Below are 21,280 nucleotides of genomic sequence, written 5' to 3' on the forward strand. Positions count from 1 at the left end.
CTCGATAGAGAGAGAAAGACGGGCAGTTCTATTTTGAAGGCACAGGTGACCAACCGTTCTGAAAACGGAGCAGTTCGCTTACGAGATGAATATCATGCTTGCGTTGAACGTAGGAAATAAATTTAACGAGTACAAGCGCAGTAGCGTACGCGTCGCCGGAAGCGCGATGACGTTCGGGAATGGTAATATTCAATGCTGTGGTTACCGGACCAAGAGATTTACTGGGCAAATGCGGCAAAATTATGCGGCTCAGTTTGACTGTGCATAACTGCGAATTATTAAGTTCAATTCCGCGCTCGCGCATTGTGGTTTGAGAAACAAAACCCCAATCGAATTGTGCATTATGCGCAACGAAAATTGCATTGCCTAAAAAATCTGCAATCGTTGGAGCTACTTCTCTCGCGGTTGGTGCATCTGCAACCATCAAGTTATCGATCCCTGTTAGATTTGTGATAGAAGCAGGGATGGAAACCAATGGATTAATCAATGTTGAAAATTCATCTAACAGAACGCCGTTCTTAACTTTCATCATTGCAATTTCAGTAATTCGATCTTCTATCGGATTCAGACCAGTTGTTTCAACATCTACTACAACGAATGTACCATCAGATAAGTGGGAATCTTGTATCAATTCTTGGATCTCAATTAGTTTTGATTTCTTGATCTTTATACTGAAGCTCGTAGAGCTTCCGATAGATGCCGTTCAGCGCAAGCAATTCTTGATGAGTGCCCATCTCGCGGATTTCACCTTTATGTAAAACAATAATCTTATCTGCGCTTTGGATAGTCGAGAGGCGGTGTGCAATGACGATCGATGTTCGTCCTTGAAGCATTTTTTTAATTGCGTGCTGAATCAATTGTTCGGTTTCGGTATCAACGCTTGAAGTCGCTTCATCCAGTATAAGAATCCGTGGATTGAAAGCCAGTGCGCGTGCGAAGGAGAGCAATTGTTTCTGCCCGACGGAAAGTGTGGCACCACGCTCTTTTACTTCTGCAGCATAGGTATTCGGCAAGGCATCAATGAACCGATGCGCGCCAACCAAACGCGCGGCTGCTTTGACGCGTTCGATGGGAATTGTTTCATCGCCAAGGTGAATGTTGTTCTGAATATCGCCGGAAAATAAAAATACATCCTGCAGTACGACGGCAATATGTTTGCGCAAATCTTTCGGACTGACATGCTGAATATTGATGCCGTCAATCAAAATCTCACCTTGCTGAATATCGTAGAACCGGCTTAACAAGTTGATAATGGTCGTTTTGCCTGCGCCGGTATGTCCGACGATTGCTACCGTCTGTCCTTGCTTAATACTGAAGGAAATATTTTTTAGAATCCATTGAGCTGCATGCTCATTATCTGCCGGAGGATTATACGCAAAAGAGACATTGCGAAATTCGATGTCGCCGCGGACATGCTTCAACGGGAGGAGTACCGACGGAATGTTCAGAACTGTTTTGTCATCCAACAATTGAAAGAGTCTTTCTGAAGATGCCATTGCAGTCTGAAGGATGTTGTATTTTTCAGAAAGATCGCGGATGGGGCGCCAGAACATCTCGTTGAATTGCACAAATGCCATCACTGTTCCGACCGTGACGACACCTTCCAGCGCATTTCGCCCCGCATACCAGATAATGAGTCCCACCGCTACTGCACCGATGAGATCAACGCCCGGATAAAAAACAGCATAGTAGAAAATTGAGCGGATATTTGCATCGCGATGTGCAGCATTGATGTCTGAAAACTTTGAATACGACTTTTTTTCACGATTAAAAATTTGATCCACAAGCATACCGGTGATGTGCTCCTGCATGAATGTGTTGATGCGGGCTATTTGAATACGGACATCGCGGTAGGTTTCTCGGGCTTTTTTGCGAAAAAGAAATGTGCCATAAAAAAGAAACGGCAGCACGCTCAATGTGACAAATGCTAACTTCCAATTCATGGAAAACATAAAATAAAAAATCCCTGCGATAGTAAAAACATCGCTGAAAACCATGACAATGCCGGAGGAGAACATTTCGTTCAGTACTTCCACATCGTTTGTCACGCGGGTGATGAGTCTGCCGATGGGATTGTGGTCGTAAAACTTAAGCGAAAGTTTCTGAAGATGTCGATAGACTTCCATCCGAAGATCAAAAATTGTACGCTGCCCAATCCATTGTGTTAAGTACGCGTTGGCATATTGGACGAAACCGCGCACAATCATAATTGCGAGAAACACCAGCATTGTGACAAGCAAGCCGTGTCTATCACCTTGTACAATGTTCGTATCCACAGCAATTTTTGTGAAGTACGGGCGCACCGCTTCCATAGCGCTGACCAGTAAACTAAGCACAATGCCAAGCGCAACATGCCAGCGATACGGCTTCAAATATTTAATGAGCCGCCGCATGAGGCGGGCATCGTATGCTTTACCTAAGACTTCTTCTTCTTGCATAATTCAAGTCTAAAGTGACAAGTAAAAAGGAAAAAGTAAGAAACAAAAATTCAAAAGAAAAAGTGAACTATTGTTCATCGTATCTTACGCTTCCCTCGTGCTGTGCTAACAATTGCACCGAGAATTCTTGTGATTTCATCTGACTCTTGGAAGAGAGTCTCTATCTCTTTATCAATGATTAATTTTGATTCCATTAACAGTCGTATCCAATATTGTGTTTCTCTCGCTTCACGAAGTGCAATATTGGTTTTATAAATGAAGTCGGCTTTGCTACTTGCCGCAAGAGCTTCCTGTGCATTGGCGCCTATGGAAGTACCGGATCGGATCAGTTGATTTGCAATTGAATTCCCAGTCCGTGTGTGTGGAATCTTCTCAATGAACTGAATGATTTCAAGTCCAAATTGAAAAGTTCGTTCACGAATATCCATTGGTTTATCTGCCATACATATTCTTTTTTCTTTTTCCTTTTAACTTTTAACTTGTTATTTACATTGTCTCCAGTTCTTGTTCGAGTAACTGTTTTGTGTGCAGTTCCGAATAGATTCCATTGAGTGCTACCAGTTCATCGTGTGTACCGCGTTCCACAATTTCTCCGTTTTGAAGCACGATGATTAAATCGGCATCCTTCACCGTTGAAATGCGATGACTGATGATGATGCTAGTTCTGCCCTTCATAAAATCGTGGAGGCGCTGGAGAATTCTTTCTTCTGTGTACGTATCAACAGCAGAAAGCGCATCGTCCAGAATTAATATTTTGGGTTGGCGCATAATGGCGCGGGCAATGCTTGTGCGCTGTTTCTGTCCGCCGGAAAGTGTAATGCCCCGTTCACCAATGGCTGTATCGAATTGTTTTGGAAATTCCAGCACGTCTTTGGCAATTTGTGAAATCTCTGCCGCCGATTTTAAATCTTCCTCAACGAAATTATCCACACCATATCGAATGTTTTCGGCAATCGTTTCAGAGAAAAGAAATGTTTCCTGTGGTACAAATCCGATGTTGGAACGAAGCACTTCAAGAGGAACTGTCCGGATATCGTTCCCGTCGATGAGCAATTCACCGCGAGTGATATCGTAGAGGCGCGGAAGAAGATTGACCAGCGTCGATTTTCCCGTACCTGTATATCCGACAACTGCGACTGTCATCCCGGAGTCAATCTTGAGATTGATGTTCTTCAGCGTCGGTTGTGCAGCATTCTTATGAGTGAAGGAAATGGATCGAAATTCTATGTTGCCATCAATATGGTCGATGGAATGATCTGTCGTTTCGGTATCTTTTATTTCCGGCTCGGTATCAAAAATTGCAGCTAAGCGGCCCATGGAAGCGGCGCCTTGCTGCAAAATATTTGTTACCCATCCAAAAGCAATCATCGGCCAAATGAGCATACCCAGATATGCTGTAAATGCCGTCAATGTTCCGATGGTCATTCGTCCGTCAATTACTTTGAGTCCGCCAAAGTAGATGGCTATAACGAGCGATAAACCAACAAGGACGAACATCATCGGCCACATAATCGATTGCACCTGTGCAAGCACGAGGTTCTTTTTCAAATACTCCCAGCTCAGTTTTCGGAACCGTTCTTCTTCATATTCTTCGCGCACGTATGCTTTGACAATACGAACGCCGGAGAGAGTTTCCTGTGCGCGTGTTGTGAGTAATGAAAATTGTTCCTGACGATCTGTGAAAATTTTATTCACGAGTTTTCCTAACCGGTAGACGACATAGGACACGAGCGGCATGGGAATGAGCACAAGAAGCGTAAGCTGCCAATCATTCATAAACATCATAATCAGGACAAACGACAGCGTCATGAATGTATCGGATGGATACATGATACCAGGGCCGACGACGTTACGCACCGCACTAATGTCGTTCGTGGCATGCGCCATCAAGTCGCCGGTTGGTTTATTTTGGAAATAGGAATAGGACAATTTCTGGAGATGCGAAAGAAGATCGTTCCGCAAATCGAATTCAATATGTCGTGAAGTAACGATAATGGTTTGACGAGTCAGGAATGTAAATATGCCAGCGATGAGGGAGAAGCCGACAATAAGTCCGGCCCACATCAGCAGGTCGCCGGAGACGAGTGTGCGCGATTCGATACCTCGCTTCAATTCATCAACAGCTTTACCAAGGAACATAGGCTGGACGACCGTAAAAACGTTGCTTCCTATGACCGTCAGCAATCCGAAGAGGAGAGTCTTTTTGTAGCGAATCAGATATGGTTTAAGACGAAGGAGCGGCCGCATTCACGTTAAAAGTTAAAATGAAAAAGTAAAAATTCAAAATTGAAAATTCGCAATTGGAAATGCTCACTCATCCAATCACTTCAAACTTTGTATACGGATGAAGCACTTTTGGAATAATAACTTTCCCTTCCGGTGTTTGATAGTGCTCAATAAGTGCAGCAACGACTCGTGGAAGTGCCAGACCCGATCCGTTCAATGTGTGAACAATTTCGGGCTTTCCGCCGTTCCCCGGTCGGAATTTTATATTCATTCGCCGTGCCTGAAACGATTCAAAGTTGCTGCACGATGACACTTCTAACCATTTTTGCTGACCAGGCGCCCATACTTCAAGATCGTATTTTTTCGCCTGTGTAAATCCCATATCACCTGTGCACATGAGAAGTGTGTGGTAGGGAAGACCGAGGAGCTGGAGGAGGTGTTCTGCATCTTGCCGCAGTGATTCCAACTCGTCGTACGATGTTGATGGATGAACAAACTTTACCAATTCCACTTTATCAAATTGATGAAGACGATTGAGGCCGCGCACATCTTTTCCGTATGATCCGGCTTCGCGCCGGAAGCAAGGAGTATACGCAGCATAGCGAACCGGTAAATCTTTTTCGTGTATTTGTTCTTCTCGATGGAAGTTTGTTACAGGAACTTCTGCTGTCGGAATCATATAGAGCTTATCCCGTTCGACGATATACATCAAATCTTCTTTATCTGGAATTTGTCCGGTGCCTCGAGCGCTGTCTTCATTCACGACGATGGGCGGCATAATTTCTGTATATCCGCGTTCGGTTGCTTGATCGAGGAAAAAGTTGATGAGTGCGCGTTCCAGTGTTGCGCCTTTACCAACATAGAAAGGAAATCCTGCACCGGAAACTTTTGCACCTCGATCGAAATCGACGATGCTCAGCTTTTCCGTCAATTCCCAATGCGGCTTTAAAGGAAAGTCAGTTTTGAGCATCTCGCCCCACCGGAAAATCTCCTTGTTCTCTGCCGGAGTTTTTCCAATTGGTACTGATGGATGCGGGATATTGGGCACAGTAAGAAGAAGAGAATTCAACTTCGTCTCTCTATCACGTATTTCAGGATCTATTTCTTGAATTCTATCCTTCACCGATTCCATCTCTGCGATGACTGCACTTGCATCTCCGCCCTGTTTCTTTATTTTGCCGACTTGGGCGGAAACCAGATTACGTTTCGCTTTAAGCGCATCACCTTCTTGTATAAGAGCGCGGCGTTTGTCGTCAAGAATAAAAATTTCGTCAAGATTAATAGTAATGCCTTTTGCTTCGGCGCCATTGCGCACGAGGTCGCGGTTCTCACGAATAAATTTCAAGTCTAGCATAATCGTCGTTACCTTTATTATTCAATTTCTGCCGTTGCATCGAAGTTCATGTTTGAGCAGCGTCAATCCTTCTTTTACGGTGAGGAAACGCATGCCAAGCTGAGTTTCGGCTTTCAATGTTATGAAACCGGATACCATTGGACGCGGTGAAGCTTGTAGAAGATCGATCGTCTTGATCCGCTTAATCAATGAAGCATCGAGGTTGAATACTTCAGCTGCTTGTAGCGCAAAATCGTAACGGCTCAATTGATCGCCGCCGCCGACATGAAAAATACCTTCGCGGTTCAGCTCAAATGCTTTAATCATTGCGATTGCCAAATCGCCAACAAACGTCGGATTGCCAAACTGGTCGTCAACAACTTGAATTTGTTTTCCGGCTTTCAAACTATTGACAACCCAAAGGGCAAAGTTCGTTTTCACGCCGATTCCGCTGCCATACAAAACAAGTGTTCGTACAATCGTATGTTGAATCGTCGCACTTCGGATCGCATTCTCGCTGGCGAGTTTCGTCTTACCATAATATCCTAGAGGATGAGGCTTCGCTGTTTCATCGTACGGACCGTTTTTACCGTCGAATATATAATCTGTAGAAACATGAATAAGTTGAGCAGCAACCTTACGCGATGCATCTGCAAGATTTTCAACGGCAGTGACATTGACTTTCCATGCCTCTTCACGGTTCGATTCGCACCAATCGACATTGGTGGCGCCTGCTGCATTTAAAATTACATTCGGCTGGAAACTCGATATAAGGCTTTTCACATCACTGCGATTCGTTATATCGAGCTGGTTGTAATCAAATAATTTGTTGTCGAACACATACGAGCGTTCAACTGAGGTGTTTAAAACTTCATAATCATTTTGTGTGCTCAGCATGAGTGAAAGACGCTGGCCGAGTAATCCGTTTGCGCCGCAGATTAGAATACGTTTCATCGAAGACTTTCTTCCAATGCAGTCGCCGCATCTGATTTGCTGTCACGATACTTTATAATGATTGGTGTAGAGAGCGCGAGATGATTATTTTTTGCAAAGGGCGTATCGATGGCGCGGCTGCCGGGAACGACGACTGCACTTTCAGGAATGATGAGAGGTGCATCTTTTGTCCGGCGATAAATAGTTTCATTCACTAAATCATAGACAGGAGTGGAGCCAGTGAGAATCACACCCGCGGCAATAACTGCTCGTTGTTTGATAATGGTACCTTCAAAAATGCCAGTGTTCCCGCCGATGAACACATCATCTTCAACGATAACGGGCAGTTCGCCGATCGGTTCCATCATACCGCCTAGTTGTGCGGCGGCGCTTACGTGAACGTGCTTGCCAATTTGTACGCATGATCCGACCAGCGAGTGAGAATCAATCATAGTGTCACTATCCACATACGCGCCCACATTAATGTACGCTGGAGGCATAATCACCACACCCGGTGCCACGTACGCTCCATCGCGAATAGATGATCCTCCTGGCACGATTCGCACTTGATGTTCGAGCGTAAGTTTCTTGAGCGGATATGTACTCTTGTCAAAAAATTTAAAATGCTCGTTTATTGATACATCTGCAAGTTCACCAAGCCGGAAGCCGAGCAAAATTCCTTTCTTCACCCAGTCATGAACAATCCATCCAGATTTATTTTTTTCGTTCACTGAAGGTGATGCAGCACGGATATCTCCGTTGTTCAAAAAGAATTTAAACTCATTGAAAGTCTGAATCGCCTCATGCCGGTCTATTTTGTCAATATCTTGCGGATAGTATAATTCAATTCGCTCTTTGAGAATCATAGTACCAATCTCCTCGGCTACCGAATGCCGTTGGTGTTCTTTCCATTCGTTGCCGGTTTAGAAGGAATAATTCCAAGTTGTTCCAATTTCACGCGCAATCCTTCCAGCTCCTTTGTACCTTTGAATGTTGCATTCAGAGCGGCGGTTTTATTTGCAAACTCTGCAGCAATAAAACTGTCTTTGGACTTTAGATATTGATATAAAAATGCCGCACCGAATACATCGCCGCATCCAGTCGCATCTATTGCAGTGCCGAAAGAAACACCGACTATGTCCTTGTGCGTCAGTTTCTTATGGATATCCTGTACAATCACAGTTACTCCGCGCTCGCTTCGTGTAATGAGAAGTGTCTCGACCATGAGTGGCATCATATGATTGGTAAGCGTTTTCTCGTCGTATCGCTCTGCTGATAATCCGAGCGCTTCTTCTTCACTCATCTGAATCGAATTCAGCATGAAGCACCATCGCCGCCAATCGGTAATGGGACGGCGGAAGCGCTTAAATTCCTGGTCTGTACCAAGTGTGAGTGAATGGAAATCAAAATGGATCGGAATACCTTGCTCGCGAGTTTCCATCCGAATATATCCCAGCGTTTCAAGTGTGATGTCCGCTCCCGAAATCATATTAATCAGCACACCATCACCATCTAAGTACGGTTTGATGCGATTGAATGGAATCGGGGCAGAAATATTTTTTGAACATTCAATTCGTGTCTGACCGTCATTCTGATAGAAGAGCTGTACCTGATTCGTGGGACCTTTGAATTTAAAAATCCCGCTTACATCAATATTTTTGTACGGTTTTAATTGTTCCATCAATGCTTCATAGTCAGCTTGTCCAACTCCAAAAACCGGCTGAATACAGTCCCTTTCACTCATCAAATTGGCAAGAGTAAGTAATGTGAACATTATTCCGCCAAATGATTCCTCTTGTATATCTTTTTCGCCGGGTAAATGGACGATGTCTTTGCAGAGATGTCCGATAATTGTGATGGTCATTTATACTCTTCGTGTTGGTCCAAGATCCGTGAGCGCTAATTCGTTTATACGCCAAAGTGCCTGACATGGAAAACGATTTTCGTACAATGGCTTCCCAATAACGACCGAATCAACGCCGTATTTTTCCAGTTCCTGAATGCGCATAAGATCTTTATAGTCGGAAACGCCTCCGCGGGCTGTGATTCGAACTCTGGTCTTTATCGCAAGTTCCTTCAGTGTATCGTATGGCAATGATTTGTCCATATCACCGTCTTCACGCTCACCGTAGAGAATTCGTGATACACCGATGCGCACCATTTTCAATGCAAGCTCAAGCGGCGAGATTTCTGTTGGCGTTGCGCCGCCTTTGATGGAGACTTTTCCACCTTCCGAGATGATAGCAATGTCAATTTTCCGAGTGCCGAATTCTTTTAATAGGCGCTCGATTAAACCAGGCTGTTCCACGGCTGCAGTAGCAATTGAGACGCGGTAAACACCGAGGTCTAGTACTTTTTTAATTTCCTCATACGATCGTAATCCGCCGCCCATTTGAATGGGGATATCAACCGCTTTCACCATTCTCCGGATCACATCTTCGTTCACAATTCGTCCTTCAGCAATTCCATCCAAATCGACCACGTGAAGTGTCTTGGCGTTCTCACCTCGCCACATCACAGCCAATTGAACCGGATCGACAGAGTATATATGTTCTGATCCCGAAATGCCATGAACAAATTCGACACAGCATTTGTGACTGATTTCGATTGCAGGATAAATAAGTGTCATCTTATCGCTTTTCTTAAAAAAACTTTCCAACTATCAAGGAAAAACGGTTATAGAATTAAAATGCAGAAAAAATCGGCGATATTCAAGAAACATAATTAACGTAAAAAAGAATATCAAAAAATATTCAATTGTGCCGATAGTAGCAATTCAGAAGATGAAAGTTTGCACCTCCATCAAAAACATTGTATTTTCTCCACGGCATGCTTATTCCTCAAAAAATACTCATCATTCGATTCAGCTCCATAGGCGATATTGTACTCGCTGCGCCGTTACTACGCGTGCTTCACTCTCGCTTACCAACTTCTCAGATAGATTTTGTGGTGCGGAAGGAATACGCTGAACTCGTCCGACATAATAAAAATCTCAATCACATATATGAATTTGATGCAAAGACTGGATTGTCCGGGCTGCGTAAGCTTAAACATCAACTTCGTGCGGGGCACTACGATCTTGTCATAGATATCCATAATAGTTTACGAAGTCGGTATCTTCGATGGATACTGGGGGCGAATGATATTGTCGTTATCTATAAGCGGATAGTTGCTAGAATGTTACTCATTCGATTGAAAAAGAATTTCTATCGAAGTGTGGTCTCGGTTGTCGATCGATACATAGAGCCTGTACAAAAGTATGGGATTGAAAATGATGGTAAAGGTCTTGAGTTGTATATTTCAGATGAGATCCGTGCCCAAGCGGCAGCCAAAATGAAAAAGATGGAAATTCATCAGTCTGGCACGATGATCGGCTTTTGTCCTTCAGCAAAGCACACAACCAAGTGCTGGCCGCAAGAGCGTTTCGAAAAATTGGGTATTAAGTTATCGAAGGATTTTAACGCAAAGATACTTCTCTTTGGCGGATCTCAAGATAAAGAAAAATGTTCTTCCATCGCTTATGTAATAAATTCATTAGGGGGGGAAGGCAGTGCAACAGATCTCAGCGGTGAATTATCGCTGCTGGAAAGCGCGGTTGTGATGGAAGCATGCACTCTCATCGTGACGAACGATTCTGGTCTGATGCATATTGCATCTGCAATGAAGAAAAAGGTAGTAGCGATCTTTGGTCCGACAGTTCGTGAATTCGGCTTCTTTCCGGTAGGCAACGAACACATCGTCCTAGAACGGAAGGATTTGTATTGCAGGCCGTGTTCTCATATAGGCAGCAAAACCTGCCCTGAAGGGCATTTTCGATGCATGAAAGAAATTTCGATGGAAGAAGTAGCCGATGCGGTACAACACTTAGGCTTTCGTAAATTAAAAAAATAGTTGACACTTTGAGAAAACTTATTATATTTTTCCTTCGTATATGAAGATCCCGATAAGATGTTATTGATTTACGGGAAGGGAGTGTTCCGAGGCTTATAAGATTCAAGAAGTACCGTACATCCGCAAGGAGGCTTGAAGGATGTACACATTAACGGCATAAAATATTTTCACATCCATTTTTCACAATTCGCTATCGGAAAAAAAGCGAGAAGGCCCTCCTGCGTTCTGAAATGGAGTGCCTTAGCGTACGGTACGATGGGATAATGTGCGCAAAATATTTCTTCACTTAATTAACTACCACAAACAATATTTTTCGGGAGGATATCATGAAAACAAAGACACATGTGCTAACGGCCATGGTTGCTATATTCTGCTTGATTGGCGGAACTGCGACGGCATGGGGTCAGATTGCTGCTTGGGATTTTACAGGTGCGGGAACCACCTCGCTTCCAACATATGCGGCGACGACATTTGATGCTCATTTAGTTTCAACTTCAGGGGCGAACAATATTACTCGCGGAGCTGCCGCGTCTTGGAGTAACGCGAGTAATTCTTTCAGAACCACGGGATTCAAAAATGAAGGCATTTCTTCTTCGAACACAGATTATTTTCAAATCACACTGACAGCTGTTTCAGGATATGCCGTTTCTCTCTTGACAATCGATGCAAAATATAGCGGTACACAAACATTTGTAGGTTCTTCAGGAGTGACATCCCAATTCGCCTATAGCGTAGATGGAACGAACTTCACCTTGATAAGTTCATCCTTCAACCTTTCTGGATCAGTTCCGTTAACGATGGCTCAAATCGATTTATCTGGAATCACTGCATTACAAAATGTTGCTGCTGGTACGACTATTACGATTCGTTATTATGCAAGCGGACAAACGACAACTGGTGGGTGGGGATTCTACTCGTCAACTTCCGGTCAAAATGGTCTTACAATTGGTGGAACTGTGACAAATTCTTCGGCTCCAGTGATATCGACTGTTGGGACACTTTCTTCCTTCGGAAATATTATTGTAGGCAATCATTCTGCAGAACAGTCTTACACAATTTCAGGAACAAATCTTACCGATGATATCATTGTCACTTCTCCAACAGATTTTGAAATTTCGCAGACAAGCGGCTCGGGATTTTCAACAAATCCAATCACATTAACTCAAGCCGGCGGGATCGTTTCGACCACAACAATTTATGTACGGTTTTCTCCTTTGAATACTGGAGTGAAGTCAGTCAATATAACAAATGCTAGTACTGGTGCGATAACACAGAATATTGCTCTTAGCGGTACGGGGATAAATATAAACACTTCTGATATTATTGAAAATACAGGTTTCACGTATCCTACAAATATTGCTTACGAGAATTACCAGGCGACGGATATAGTCGGCGGAAGCAGTGATATTGAAATTGCTCAGTTCACGATCCGTGATGGCGGTGCATCCGCTGAGAGAGATTCGTTCGGAACAATCTTAAATTCCATCACATTTAATATTACTAATTTTTCTTTTATACGGAGAATTGCTTTATATGACGGGGCAACAGAAGTTGGAACAGAAGCAGCGGGAGCTTCTTCGGTCACATTCTCCGGCTTTGCGATATCTGCAGTCGATGGAGGCACAAAGGATTTTAGCATACGAGTGAGTTTAAATACTACTGTAACCGACAATCAAAAAATTCAATTAACAGTGAGCGGTGCTGCTGCTGATTTAACCGGCTCACTGTTTGCTACTTCGAATGCGGGCGGGGCCGCAAGTTCAATTATTGGAGATAATAATAAAATTGAAGTCACTGCAACTCGGTTAGTCAATACCACAAATAAACCGCCTGCCAGTGTTTATATAAACGTGCCTTTTATTGTTGAAATAAAAGCCACGGATATAAATAATAATACGGATCTTGACGCTGTTCATTCCATAACATTAACTAGAACAACCGGAACAGGAACACTTACTTCAGCAACAAGTCTGACACAATCAATGTCATCCGGTGTTTATTCATGGTCTGACGTTGCCTATAACACTGTGGAATCATTTGTCATAACAGCCGCAGCGTCCGGATTAACGAGTGCGGTGTCAGGTAGTATTTCATGCTTGAATATTCCTGTTGCCAATCATGTCGTGATCGCTGAGATATATGGCGGTGGCGGAAATTCTGGTGCACCATATACGAACGATTATATTGTGTTATATAATCCGACTATTTCTTCGATAGATTTAACAGGTTGGTCTGTGCAATATAATTCCGCTGCATCGACGACGACGACCTGGCAGGTAACTAATTTAAGTGGAAGTATCTTGGCAAACAGTTATTACCTCATTCAAGAAGGGACCGGTGGTGCTGTTGGGACGGTACTTCCTCATACTCCAATAGTAACTGGTTCAATTAATATGAATGGCACTGCGGGAAAAGTCGTATTATCCAATTCAACGACGGCTTTTACGGTTCAGGCTCCTTCTGGATCATCGGTGATTGATTTTGTTGGTTATGGTTCTTCTGCAAATGCCTACGAAGGAACAGGGTATGCTTACGCACCAAGCAATACGTCAAGCATCAGAAGAAAAAGTAACGCAGGGACAAACGTTTATGGAAGCGCAAATGGTTATGATGGTGATGATAACTCTCTCGATTTTTACGTTGAATCAAATCTCACTGCTAATTCGCCTCTTCCCGTTGAATTGATTTCCTTTGCAGCGGTTGCTCAGAAGATGAGTGCCCAGTTGAAGTGGATCACAGCGACAGAAACAGACAACTATGGTTTTGAGATAGAAAGACGAGAGATTGGAGAAAACGGGTGGCAGAAAGTTGGGTTTGTAAGAGGAGCTGGAACCAGCAACTCCGTACACGCTTATACCTATGCAGATAGTAATCTGTCATCGGGGAAGTATGCTTATCGTCTCAAACAAATCGATAACGGCGGTGCATGTAAATATTCGAGCAGCACTGAACTCGAGATGAGCATGCCAAAAGAATTGAAACTCTTTGGCAACTTTCCGAATCCATTTAATCCATCAACCAAGGTGCAGTTTACGGTTCCTGTCAATGGCAATGTACGCCTGTGTGTATATAATGTCGTCGGTCAGGAAGTAATGACACTATTTGATGGTGTAGCTAAAGCGGGAAAACTTTATGAGACGACTTTTAACGCGTCATGTATGGCAACAGGCCTGTATTTCTGCGTATTAGAATTCGGCAATCAGCGCATCACGCACAAAATGCTGATGACGAAATAAAGAAGTCCGAATGATGTAATCGGGAATCCAGGTTGAGGAATATTTTGTAATGGATCCACACTATCAATCCACGTGGATGACTGAGAGACTCAAAAGTTTCCACCTGCAACATGGAACGGGAGTGATTACCAAACCGGAACCTTGACTAGGTTTAGATACATTTGAGGTTCAAGATGCAGGAATAGTATAAAAAAGGCTCGGAGAAATCTGAGCCTTTCTTGTTTATGGATCGATGACGGACGTTGAATCAAAATTGAATTTTCCGTACTATATATTCTAATAAATGTAGAATTCAAATGAATGGTTTCTGTAAAATCACCAAACAAAGAGTTCCGTATTTCATAGAGATGTACGATGCCTCGGTGTTTTAAGAAGCTCTTGGTGAGCCTAAATCAAATAAAGAAGAAATATTTAACCGTGGTAAACATTGGAGTGAATAACAATGAAAAGACAAATAATTACATTTGTTTTGATATTTGGATGTCTTCAACAAATTTCTTTATCTCAGACACAGAAAAGCGCAACCGATTGGTATAAAAGTGCGCTCGATAAGTATTACCATAATGACTATCAGGGAGCCATTGCCGATTACGATACGGCAATCAGTCTTAGACCGGATTTTTATTTAGCATTCAGCAGCAGGGGGCTGGCAAAGTCTAACCTTGAAGACTTTCAGGGAGCTCTTGCCGATTGCAACAAAGCAATTAAATTGAAGCCGGATTTTGCAGAAGCTTACAACAACAGAGGAATTGCAAAATCTGGTCTTGAAGACTATCAGGGAGCCATTGCCGACTGGACGAAGGCAATCAAGCTGAAGCCAGATAATGCAAGCGCCTACAACAATAGAGGGAACGCAAAGGAAAGACTTAAGGATTATCTGGGAGCCGTTCTCGATTATAATAGGGCAATCAGTATCAATCCGGATAATGCAGGTGCCTATGCCAACAGGGGGGCTTCATACTTGGGGCTTAATCTAAAGGACAAAGCACTGGAAGATTTTAATAGGGCAACAATGCGAGGTCATGATGTTCCTCAGGAGCTTTTGGATAAGTGCAAAGTAGATGTTGATACAACCAAGGGAAATGTAAGTGTTGATACAACCAAGTAAAGATGGAATAACTGAGTTTATTTTCTGGAAGGAATTCGCTGACACAAAAAACAGTATAATACATAATTTTAATTTTGTACTATTCCCTCCTAAACAAACGTACAGTTGCAAATCCTTGATTGTTAGCACAATCGAGGATTTTTCTTAATTCGTAATCATATTCAGCCTGAGAGTTTGCATTCGGTATTAAACAATATTTCTATATCCTTAGACTAAGAAGATAGCCTATAATGCAAAAATGAAAGAATAATGGCTGTTTAAAAACTATTAGATATTGAATTTTTCGCTACAAATCTGTAGAATCAAATAAGATCAAAAACATTGAACAACTTAATTTCTATTTGTTATTTAGCTATTGGTTTCACTAATTCAAGGGAAAAATTTTTTTGAATAATTTCTTACGCCTTCTCGAGTTTATAACTTCCTTAATTGCCACAACGGTTCTAATGAACGCTCAATGGGTACAAACAATCGGCCCTTATGGTGGGAATATCACATCGCTTGTAGTAACAGAAAAAAGCATTTATGCTGGTACATCAGGAGGAGGCGGAATATACTTGTCAACTAATAATGGTGAAAGTTGGGAGCCGATAGGATTATCTAATAAAGATATTGGAGTTTTGATGTCTTCGGGGATGTATATTTGGGCGGGTACACAGGGACATGGAATATTTTGTTCAACTGATAATGGTGCAAATTGGAGAGAAGTTAATAATGGCTTGACTAATAAATATATGCTCAGCTTTACAATATCCGGAGCAAATGCATTTGCGGGGACTACCAATGGTATTTTTTTATCGACAAATAATGGAAATAGTTGGAAGCAAATTAGTAATGGATTAACTAATAATGATATACGTGCTCTTGCTTCAATGGACGGAAAAATATTCGCAGGGACACCGGATGGAGTTTATATTAAGGAAGATAGCGGCACAGCTTGGAAAAAAGCAAATAATGGATTGACAAATACATACATCAATGCCTTAGTAACTCAATCAGGATGTGTTATTGCCGGTACGCGTAACGGATTATTTAGAACGTCTGATAATGGAATAAACTGGAATATAGTAGGAAGGTCAGATAAGGAATTTACTGCGTTATCAACTGATGGAGTAAGTATTGTTGCCGGAACAGGTTATACAATAAATGATATCGATAAAAGCGATGGAATATATCAGTCAATTGACAATACTGGATTATTTTGGATTCAAGTTGGAGCTAATAATACAGTCGTCAATGCTCTAACAGTACTTGGTAAGAATATATTTTCTGCAACGCAACACGGAATAGATGTATATAATGGCATATCAAAGTAATAAAGAGCAAATCGTTCTGGAGCGGAAGGATTTATATTGCAGGCCGTGTTCTCATATCGGCGGCAAGACCTGCCCTGAAGGGCATTTACGACGTATGAAAGAGCTTCAGGATGAAGAAATGGTCAAATTAATTCTGGCTTCTTTACGAATATGAGTGAATTGTGAGGGTAATTTCAATTAGATTTATTATATTGAAATGATTAACATATATTCAATACTAAATCTATAAGGAGAAAACCACGGTGGATAATTCTATAGAGAATAATATAACATCATATTCCAGTAACATTCGCACGTTTGAAGAGTTAGAGCAAATTAGCACCGAGGGAGAAAAATCGAATGGGTGGTATATATTGTTGGAAGGGAAAATCGGTGTTATTAAACACGACCGGCAGGTGGCCGAATTAAGTAGGCGCGGAGTCGTATTCGGTGAATTGAGTTTTATCCTTAATACTCCACAAACTGTTTCGCTTGTTGCACTCGAGACAACAAAAGCAGTGCATTTCGATATGCCTCTAGATCAGCTCATTACAGAATATCCCGATGTAACAAAAAAAGTACTCATCAATCTTGCCGAACGCCTGGCGAAAACGACCGAAGATTATATTTCATTTGTTGAAAAGGATATCAAACCTCTGTAAAAAAAATATATCTATGGCCGCTTGTCATAGATAGATTGCTAGGGTAAAGGTGTCGGTGGAGTTTGAAAAGGCTTGGAGAAATCTAAGCCTTTCTTGTTCATGGATCGATGGTGGACGTTGAATCAAAATTGAATTTTCCGTACTATAACTAAGGATCACAAAAATTCCATGGCCCCGTAGCTCAGGTGGATAGAGCAACAGCCTTCTAAGCTGTGGGTCGCGTGTTCGAGTCACGCCGGGGTCACACGATCTCATCATGGTTTTAGAGATCGAGCTATCTTAAAAACTTTCAGCGATGAACAGGAGCCTCCAATGATGGAGGCTTTTGTGTCTCTACTATCGTTCCCAATATTGTCTCTCTGGTTGCGATATACTATATTAAAACATCAATGAAACATTATACATGCTGAAAAGAAATCAAAGAGAACGAATATTTATGGCTGATCGGCAATACTGGTGGTTTTTCAAAGGTTTTGATGTGAGAAACAACAAGGTGTGGTCCCGCTCGTATACGGAATGCGATCTAGATGAGCTGGCAAAATCCAGTTCTACTCCTTTATATCTTACGAACGGAAAAAGAATTGAAGATAAAGCGAGACTCATCAGGGAAGCTTTCACAAAAAATTATACAGGTATTGTCGATATTCATTATGCCGTAAAGGCAAATTACTGCCCTCAAATTCTTGATCTTATTGCGATGCTTGGTTTGGGCGCAGACGTCGTTTCTCCCAACGAGGCAATTCTTGCAGAACAGCGTGGAATTTCCAGACAGAGAATCATGTTTACTGGAACGTCTGTTTCCAAAGAAGATCTAGAACAACTTGTGAAGTTCGGTAATTATAAAATCGACATTGATTCAAATTCACAACTTAAAAAACTTGGAGAGCACAGGGACGAATGGAATATTCAAGGCTTACATCTTTCCATACGATTGAATCCTAATGTTGGCGCCGGTCATAATCCTGATGTTATCACTGCCGGCTCAAAAAATGAAGAGGGTGTTCCAATAAAGTTCGGAATAGAGCAGAACAAAATTGTTGATACATTTCTGGATGCGCGTGAGTATGGATTTCATCCCGATACCCTGCACATCCATATTGGTTCCGGCTGGCTTGGGAATGATGTTGATAGTTTCAGAATCGCTTTGCAGAATACTCTTGAAGTTATCAATGAATTAAAGAAACACAATTTTACCAACCTGAATCTCAATGTTGGCGGAGGTCCCGGTATCAGATATAGAGAGTCTCAAAAATCTTTTCCCTTTAATACGTATGCCGCGATGATCAGTGAAGAAATAGAAAAGAACGGAGTTGCAATAAACAAATTAATTGTCGAGCCGGGCAGAAGTTTAGTCGGAGATTCAACGATTCTCTTAACGAAGGTGAATACTGTTGAGGAGAAGAATGGCTTACTCCATGCCTATACTGATGCAAGTATGGGGACATTGATTCGGCCAAAACTCTATCATGCATATCATGAAATAATTAATGTATCAAATCCAAACGGTCCTCTCAGCGTGTATGCTATTGACGGTAATGTCTGCGAAACGGGTGATACCTTCACGCAAGATCAACCGAGGGAAATTCCTGAGATTCGAGAGGGGGATGTGTTAGGTATTCTTGATACCGGCGCCTATGGTGATGTCATGTCTTCAGCATATTGCTTAAGAAGTAGAGCAAATATTCTGATGGTGCACAATGGCAAACTTATTAAGTGTTCAAAAGGTATTGAAGACTTGGACCAGATACTGCACCGGTTTAACGTTGATACGAGATTAGAGCGTTAACGAAACGATGAATAAAAATCTTAAAATGAATCTTCTCACACCCAAGCTCTGCTTGGGAGTTTTTTTCCCGGAAGCTCAGCTTCTATATTTATTATGAGGCAGGGCTTCAATCCTGTTCGTTCCCAAACTGAGTTTGGGAACGAGGTGATTATAAAACTGTATACATTTGAGGTTGCTATGAAACGCTTCTATGCTCTGATTTTTATCATACCTGTTTTTCTATATGGTCAACCTTCACAAAAAACCCTCACCGTCGAAGACATTTTTCATTCATCAAAATTCAGCGGAAAGTCTGTTGCAGGAATTCATTGGATGATGAATGGTGCACAGTTCTCTTATCAACAGTTTGATACAAATACTCAAACGGAAAATATTTTCACTTTTCGGTGTTCGGATGGATCGCGATCCCTGCAGGTTAATGCATCACTCCTGAAGCTGCATCCAGATGATCCGCCTTTTCGATATTTATCCTACCAGTGGTCTTCGCAAGAAGACAAAATCTTATTTGTGTCAGCGCCACCGGACAAACAGTACCTCTCGCGATTAACGCCAGAGGGAAATTACTTTCTCTATGATATTCAAAAGCACACTTTTATTCGCTTAACAAATGTCAATGAATCACAATTCAATCATAAATTTTCTCCGGATGGAACAAAACTTGGGTTCGTCCGCGGGAACAACATACTTGTTCTCGATCTCGCCTCCGGCATCGAAACACAGCTTACCCATGATGGGGCAGAGCATGTGATCAATGGAAAATTTGATTGGGTGTATGAGGAAGAATTTGGAATATCGGATGGATGGCAATGGTCGCCTGATGGGAAACATATCGCCTTCTGGCAGCTTGATGAAAACAGGGTGCCGAACTTCAAGATGACAGATTTTATGACGGAGAACGATGATGATATTGTCATGAAATACCCCAAACCCGGTGATCCGAATTCCATCGTCAAAATTGGCGTCGTTTCTCTTGAATCTAAAAATATTACGTGGATGGATATTGGTCCGGATAATGATATGTATGTTCCTCGAATACAGTGGTCACCTGATGGGAACACTCTTGCCATTCAGCGGTTGAATCGTCTTCAAAACAAGCTTGATATATTGTTAAGTAATATCGAAACTGGAAAATCTCGAATTCTTCACACTGAGGAAGAGAAGACATGGATTGAAGAAGGATATGAATTCCGATTTCTCAAGAAGAAAAATCAATTCTTAAAATTTTCCGAACGGGATGGATACAATCATATTTACCGTTATAATATGAATGGCAAAATGGTCAATCAGGTGACGAAAGGGAAATGGGATGTTAGCTCTCTTGATGGAATTGATGAAGTCAATGAATTGATCTATTTCACCGCTGGAGTAAAAACACCGATTGAAAAGCAATTCTATGTCGTCACAATGGATGGAAGTTCGATGCATCAATTAACACAGGACGGGTTTTCACATTCCATCGATATTGCACCAGACGCTCAACACTTCATTGATAAATATTCTAATACAACGACACCCACGAAAACAGCACTTTACGACATCACAGGAAAATCAAAATGGATGATTGAAAAAAATTTGATTCCTTCTCTCAATGAGTACGATTTGAATACAACAGAATTCTTTACTTTTAAAACAAGCGATGGTGCCGAACTCAACGGTTCAATGATTAAACCGTCTCCTTTTGAATCACAGAAAAAATACCCGGTTTTGTTTGAAGTGTATGGCGGACCCGGCTCTCAGAGTGTAACGAACACTTGGGGAGGATCGACTGCATTGTGGCAGCACATGCTGGCGCAGAGGGGATATATTATTGTCAGTGTCGATGGTCGCGGAACAGGCGGACGAGGAAAAGCATTTAAGGAAATTGTATATCATCAACTCGGTAAATGGGAAGTGAACGATCAAATTGAAGCAGCAAAATATTTGGCTGGTCTGAAATTTGTGGATGCTTCACGAATAGGAATCTGGGGATGGAGTTACGGCGGATATGTCGCAGCATCAATCATACTCAGAGGAGCAGAATTTTTTAGCACTGCTATTGCAGTTGCACCGGTAACTGATTGGCGATTCTATGATGATATCTACACGGAACGTTACATGGGGTTACCCAAAGATAATCCTGATGGATATAAAGAAAGTTCAACTCTCGAGTATATTGATAAACTGAAAGGGAATCTGTTCCTTATTCATGGTACAACTGATGACAATGTTCACTGGCAAAATACTGTCCAGCTTGTCGATGCATTGGAGAAAGCAGGAAAGCAATTCCGTACCGCGTTCTATCCGAATCGGAATCACAGTTTAAAAGGGGGCAACACGCGCCTGCATCTGTTTGAAATGATTACAAATTATATTGTGGAGAAATTGTAAAAGAG

General features: G+C 42.1%; 16 protein-coding genes and 1 tRNA gene. 8 read left to right on the forward strand and 9 right to left on the reverse strand.

Annotated elements, in window-relative coordinates:
• Positions 1-28: 28 nt before the first annotated feature.
• From NTX44_09400 to NTX44_09440, 9 genes are all read right to left on the reverse strand, one after another.
• Positions 29-631, reverse strand: coding sequence for a 3'-5' exonuclease (locus NTX44_09400; GenBank protein ID MCX6121821.1), 603 nt, complete (start codon positions 629-631; stop codon positions 29-31).
• A 10-nt stretch (positions 632-641) separates the two neighbouring features.
• Positions 642-2,438: an ABC transporter ATP-binding protein gene (locus tag NTX44_09405; GenBank protein ID MCX6121822.1), complete on the reverse strand. Its 1,797-nt coding sequence runs from the start codon at positions 2,436-2,438 to the stop codon at positions 642-644.
• 74 nt (positions 2,439-2,512) lie between these two features.
• Positions 2,513-2,881 (reverse strand): four helix bundle protein, encoded by a 369-nt coding sequence (locus NTX44_09410; GenBank protein MCX6121823.1) that lies wholly within the window; start codon positions 2,879-2,881, stop codon positions 2,513-2,515.
• A 43-nt stretch (positions 2,882-2,924) separates the two neighbouring features.
• Positions 2,925-4,685, reverse strand: a complete 1,761-nt coding sequence (locus tag NTX44_09415; GenBank protein MCX6121824.1) for an ABC transporter ATP-binding protein — start codon at positions 4,683-4,685, stop codon at positions 2,925-2,927.
• 67 nt (positions 4,686-4,752) lie between these two features.
• The gene (serS, locus tag NTX44_09420; protein ID MCX6121825.1) at positions 4,753-6,018 is read right to left on the reverse strand and encodes a serine--tRNA ligase; all 1,266 of its coding nucleotides are present in this window, start codon (positions 6,016-6,018) and stop codon (positions 4,753-4,755) included.
• 21 nt (positions 6,019-6,039) lie between these two features.
• The gene (gene rfbD / locus NTX44_09425) at positions 6,040-6,951 is read right to left on the reverse strand and encodes a dTDP-4-dehydrorhamnose reductase (GenBank protein MCX6121826.1); all 912 of its coding nucleotides are present in this window, start codon (positions 6,949-6,951) and stop codon (positions 6,040-6,042) included.
• Positions 6,948-7,796, reverse strand: a complete 849-nt coding sequence (locus tag NTX44_09430; GenBank protein MCX6121827.1) for a 2,3,4,5-tetrahydropyridine-2,6-dicarboxylate N-succinyltransferase — start codon at positions 7,794-7,796, stop codon at positions 6,948-6,950. Before NTX44_09430 ends, rfbD begins: the two co-directional genes overlap by 4 nt.
• A 17-nt stretch (positions 7,797-7,813) precedes the next feature.
• Positions 7,814-8,794, reverse strand: coding sequence for a carbohydrate kinase family protein (locus NTX44_09435; GenBank protein ID MCX6121828.1), 981 nt, complete (start codon positions 8,792-8,794; stop codon positions 7,814-7,816).
• Positions 8,795-9,559 (reverse strand): 1-(5-phosphoribosyl)-5-[(5-phosphoribosylamino)methylideneamino] imidazole-4-carboxamide isomerase, encoded by a 765-nt coding sequence (locus tag NTX44_09440; protein MCX6121829.1) that lies wholly within the window; start codon positions 9,557-9,559, stop codon positions 8,795-8,797. It abuts the gene before it with no gap.
• A gap of 200 nt (positions 9,560-9,759) precedes the next feature.
• On the opposite strand from NTX44_09440, the gene waaF reads away from it, so the two are divergent.
• The 8 genes from waaF (at position 9,760) to NTX44_09480 (ending at position 21,275) form a co-directional block, all read left to right on the forward strand.
• Positions 9,760-10,821, forward strand: coding sequence for a lipopolysaccharide heptosyltransferase II (gene waaF, locus NTX44_09445; protein MCX6121830.1), 1,062 nt, complete (start codon positions 9,760-9,762; stop codon positions 10,819-10,821).
• Positions 10,822-11,147: 326 nt separating this feature from the next.
• A complete protein-coding gene (locus NTX44_09450) occupies positions 11,148-14,057 on the forward strand; it encodes a lamin tail domain-containing protein (protein MCX6121831.1) in 2,910 nt (969 codons plus the stop codon).
• Positions 14,058-14,499: 442 nt separating this feature from the next.
• The gene (locus tag NTX44_09455; protein MCX6121832.1) at positions 14,500-15,165 is read left to right on the forward strand and encodes a tetratricopeptide repeat protein; all 666 of its coding nucleotides are present in this window, start codon (positions 14,500-14,502) and stop codon (positions 15,163-15,165) included.
• Between the two features lie 386 nt (positions 15,166-15,551).
• Positions 15,552-16,481 (forward strand): hypothetical protein, encoded by a 930-nt coding sequence (locus NTX44_09460; GenBank protein MCX6121833.1) that lies wholly within the window; start codon positions 15,552-15,554, stop codon positions 16,479-16,481.
• Positions 16,482-16,723: 242 nt separating this feature from the next.
• The gene (locus NTX44_09465) at positions 16,724-17,122 is read left to right on the forward strand and encodes a cyclic nucleotide-binding domain-containing protein (protein MCX6121834.1); all 399 of its coding nucleotides are present in this window, start codon (positions 16,724-16,726) and stop codon (positions 17,120-17,122) included.
• A 170-nt stretch (positions 17,123-17,292) separates the two neighbouring features.
• Positions 17,293-17,366, forward strand: a tRNA-Arg gene (locus NTX44_09470).
• A 192-nt stretch (positions 17,367-17,558) separates the two neighbouring features.
• Positions 17,559-18,908 (forward strand): diaminopimelate decarboxylase, encoded by a 1,350-nt coding sequence (gene lysA / locus NTX44_09475; protein ID MCX6121835.1) that lies wholly within the window; start codon positions 17,559-17,561, stop codon positions 18,906-18,908.
• 177 nt (positions 18,909-19,085) lie between these two features.
• Entirely contained in the window at positions 19,086-21,275 is a 2,190-nt protein-coding gene (locus tag NTX44_09480) for a S9 family peptidase (protein MCX6121836.1), read from the forward strand.
• Positions 21,276-21,280: the final 5 nt, after the last annotated feature.

The organism is Ignavibacteriales bacterium (assembly GCA_026390575.1).
GTDB lineage: Bacteria > Bacteroidota > Ignavibacteria > UBA10030 > UBA10030 > Fen-1298.

What these genes read in the sequence shown, in the direction of transcription:
- NTX44_09405 (MCX6121822.1), bottom strand. Translation starts at nt 2,438, where the DNA reads ATGCAAGAAGAAGAAGTCTTAGGTAAAGCATACGATGCCCGCCTCATG.
- NTX44_09410 (MCX6121823.1), bottom strand. Translation starts at nt 2,881, where the DNA reads ATGGCAGATAAACCAATGGATATTCGTGAACGAACTTTTCAATTTGGA.
- NTX44_09415 (MCX6121824.1), bottom strand. Translation starts at nt 4,685, where the DNA reads ATGCGGCCGCTCCTTCGTCTTAAACCATATCTGATTCGCTACAAAAAG.
- serS (MCX6121825.1), bottom strand. Translation starts at nt 6,018, where the DNA reads ATGCTAGACTTGAAATTTATTCGTGAGAACCGCGACCTCGTGCGCAAT.
- rfbD (MCX6121826.1), bottom strand. Translation starts at nt 6,951, where the DNA reads ATGAAACGTATTCTAATCTGCGGCGCAAACGGATTACTCGGCCAGCGT.
- NTX44_09430 (MCX6121827.1), bottom strand. Translation starts at nt 7,796, where the DNA reads ATGATTCTCAAAGAGCGAATTGAATTATACTATCCGCAAGATATTGAC.
- NTX44_09435 (MCX6121828.1), bottom strand. Translation starts at nt 8,794, where the DNA reads ATGACCATCACAATTATCGGACATCTCTGCAAAGACATCGTCCATTTA.
- NTX44_09440 (MCX6121829.1), bottom strand. Translation starts at nt 9,559, where the DNA reads ATGACACTTATTTATCCTGCAATCGAAATCAGTCACAAATGCTGTGTC.
- waaF (MCX6121830.1), top strand. Translation starts at nt 9,760, where the DNA reads ATGCTTATTCCTCAAAAAATACTCATCATTCGATTCAGCTCCATAGGC.
- NTX44_09450 (MCX6121831.1), top strand. Translation starts at nt 11,148, where the DNA reads ATGAAAACAAAGACACATGTGCTAACGGCCATGGTTGCTATATTCTGC.
- NTX44_09455 (MCX6121832.1), top strand. Translation starts at nt 14,500, where the DNA reads ATGAAAAGACAAATAATTACATTTGTTTTGATATTTGGATGTCTTCAA.
- lysA (MCX6121835.1), top strand. Translation starts at nt 17,559, where the DNA reads ATGGCTGATCGGCAATACTGGTGGTTTTTCAAAGGTTTTGATGTGAGA.
- NTX44_09480 (MCX6121836.1), top strand. Translation starts at nt 19,086, where the DNA reads ATGAAACGCTTCTATGCTCTGATTTTTATCATACCTGTTTTTCTATAT.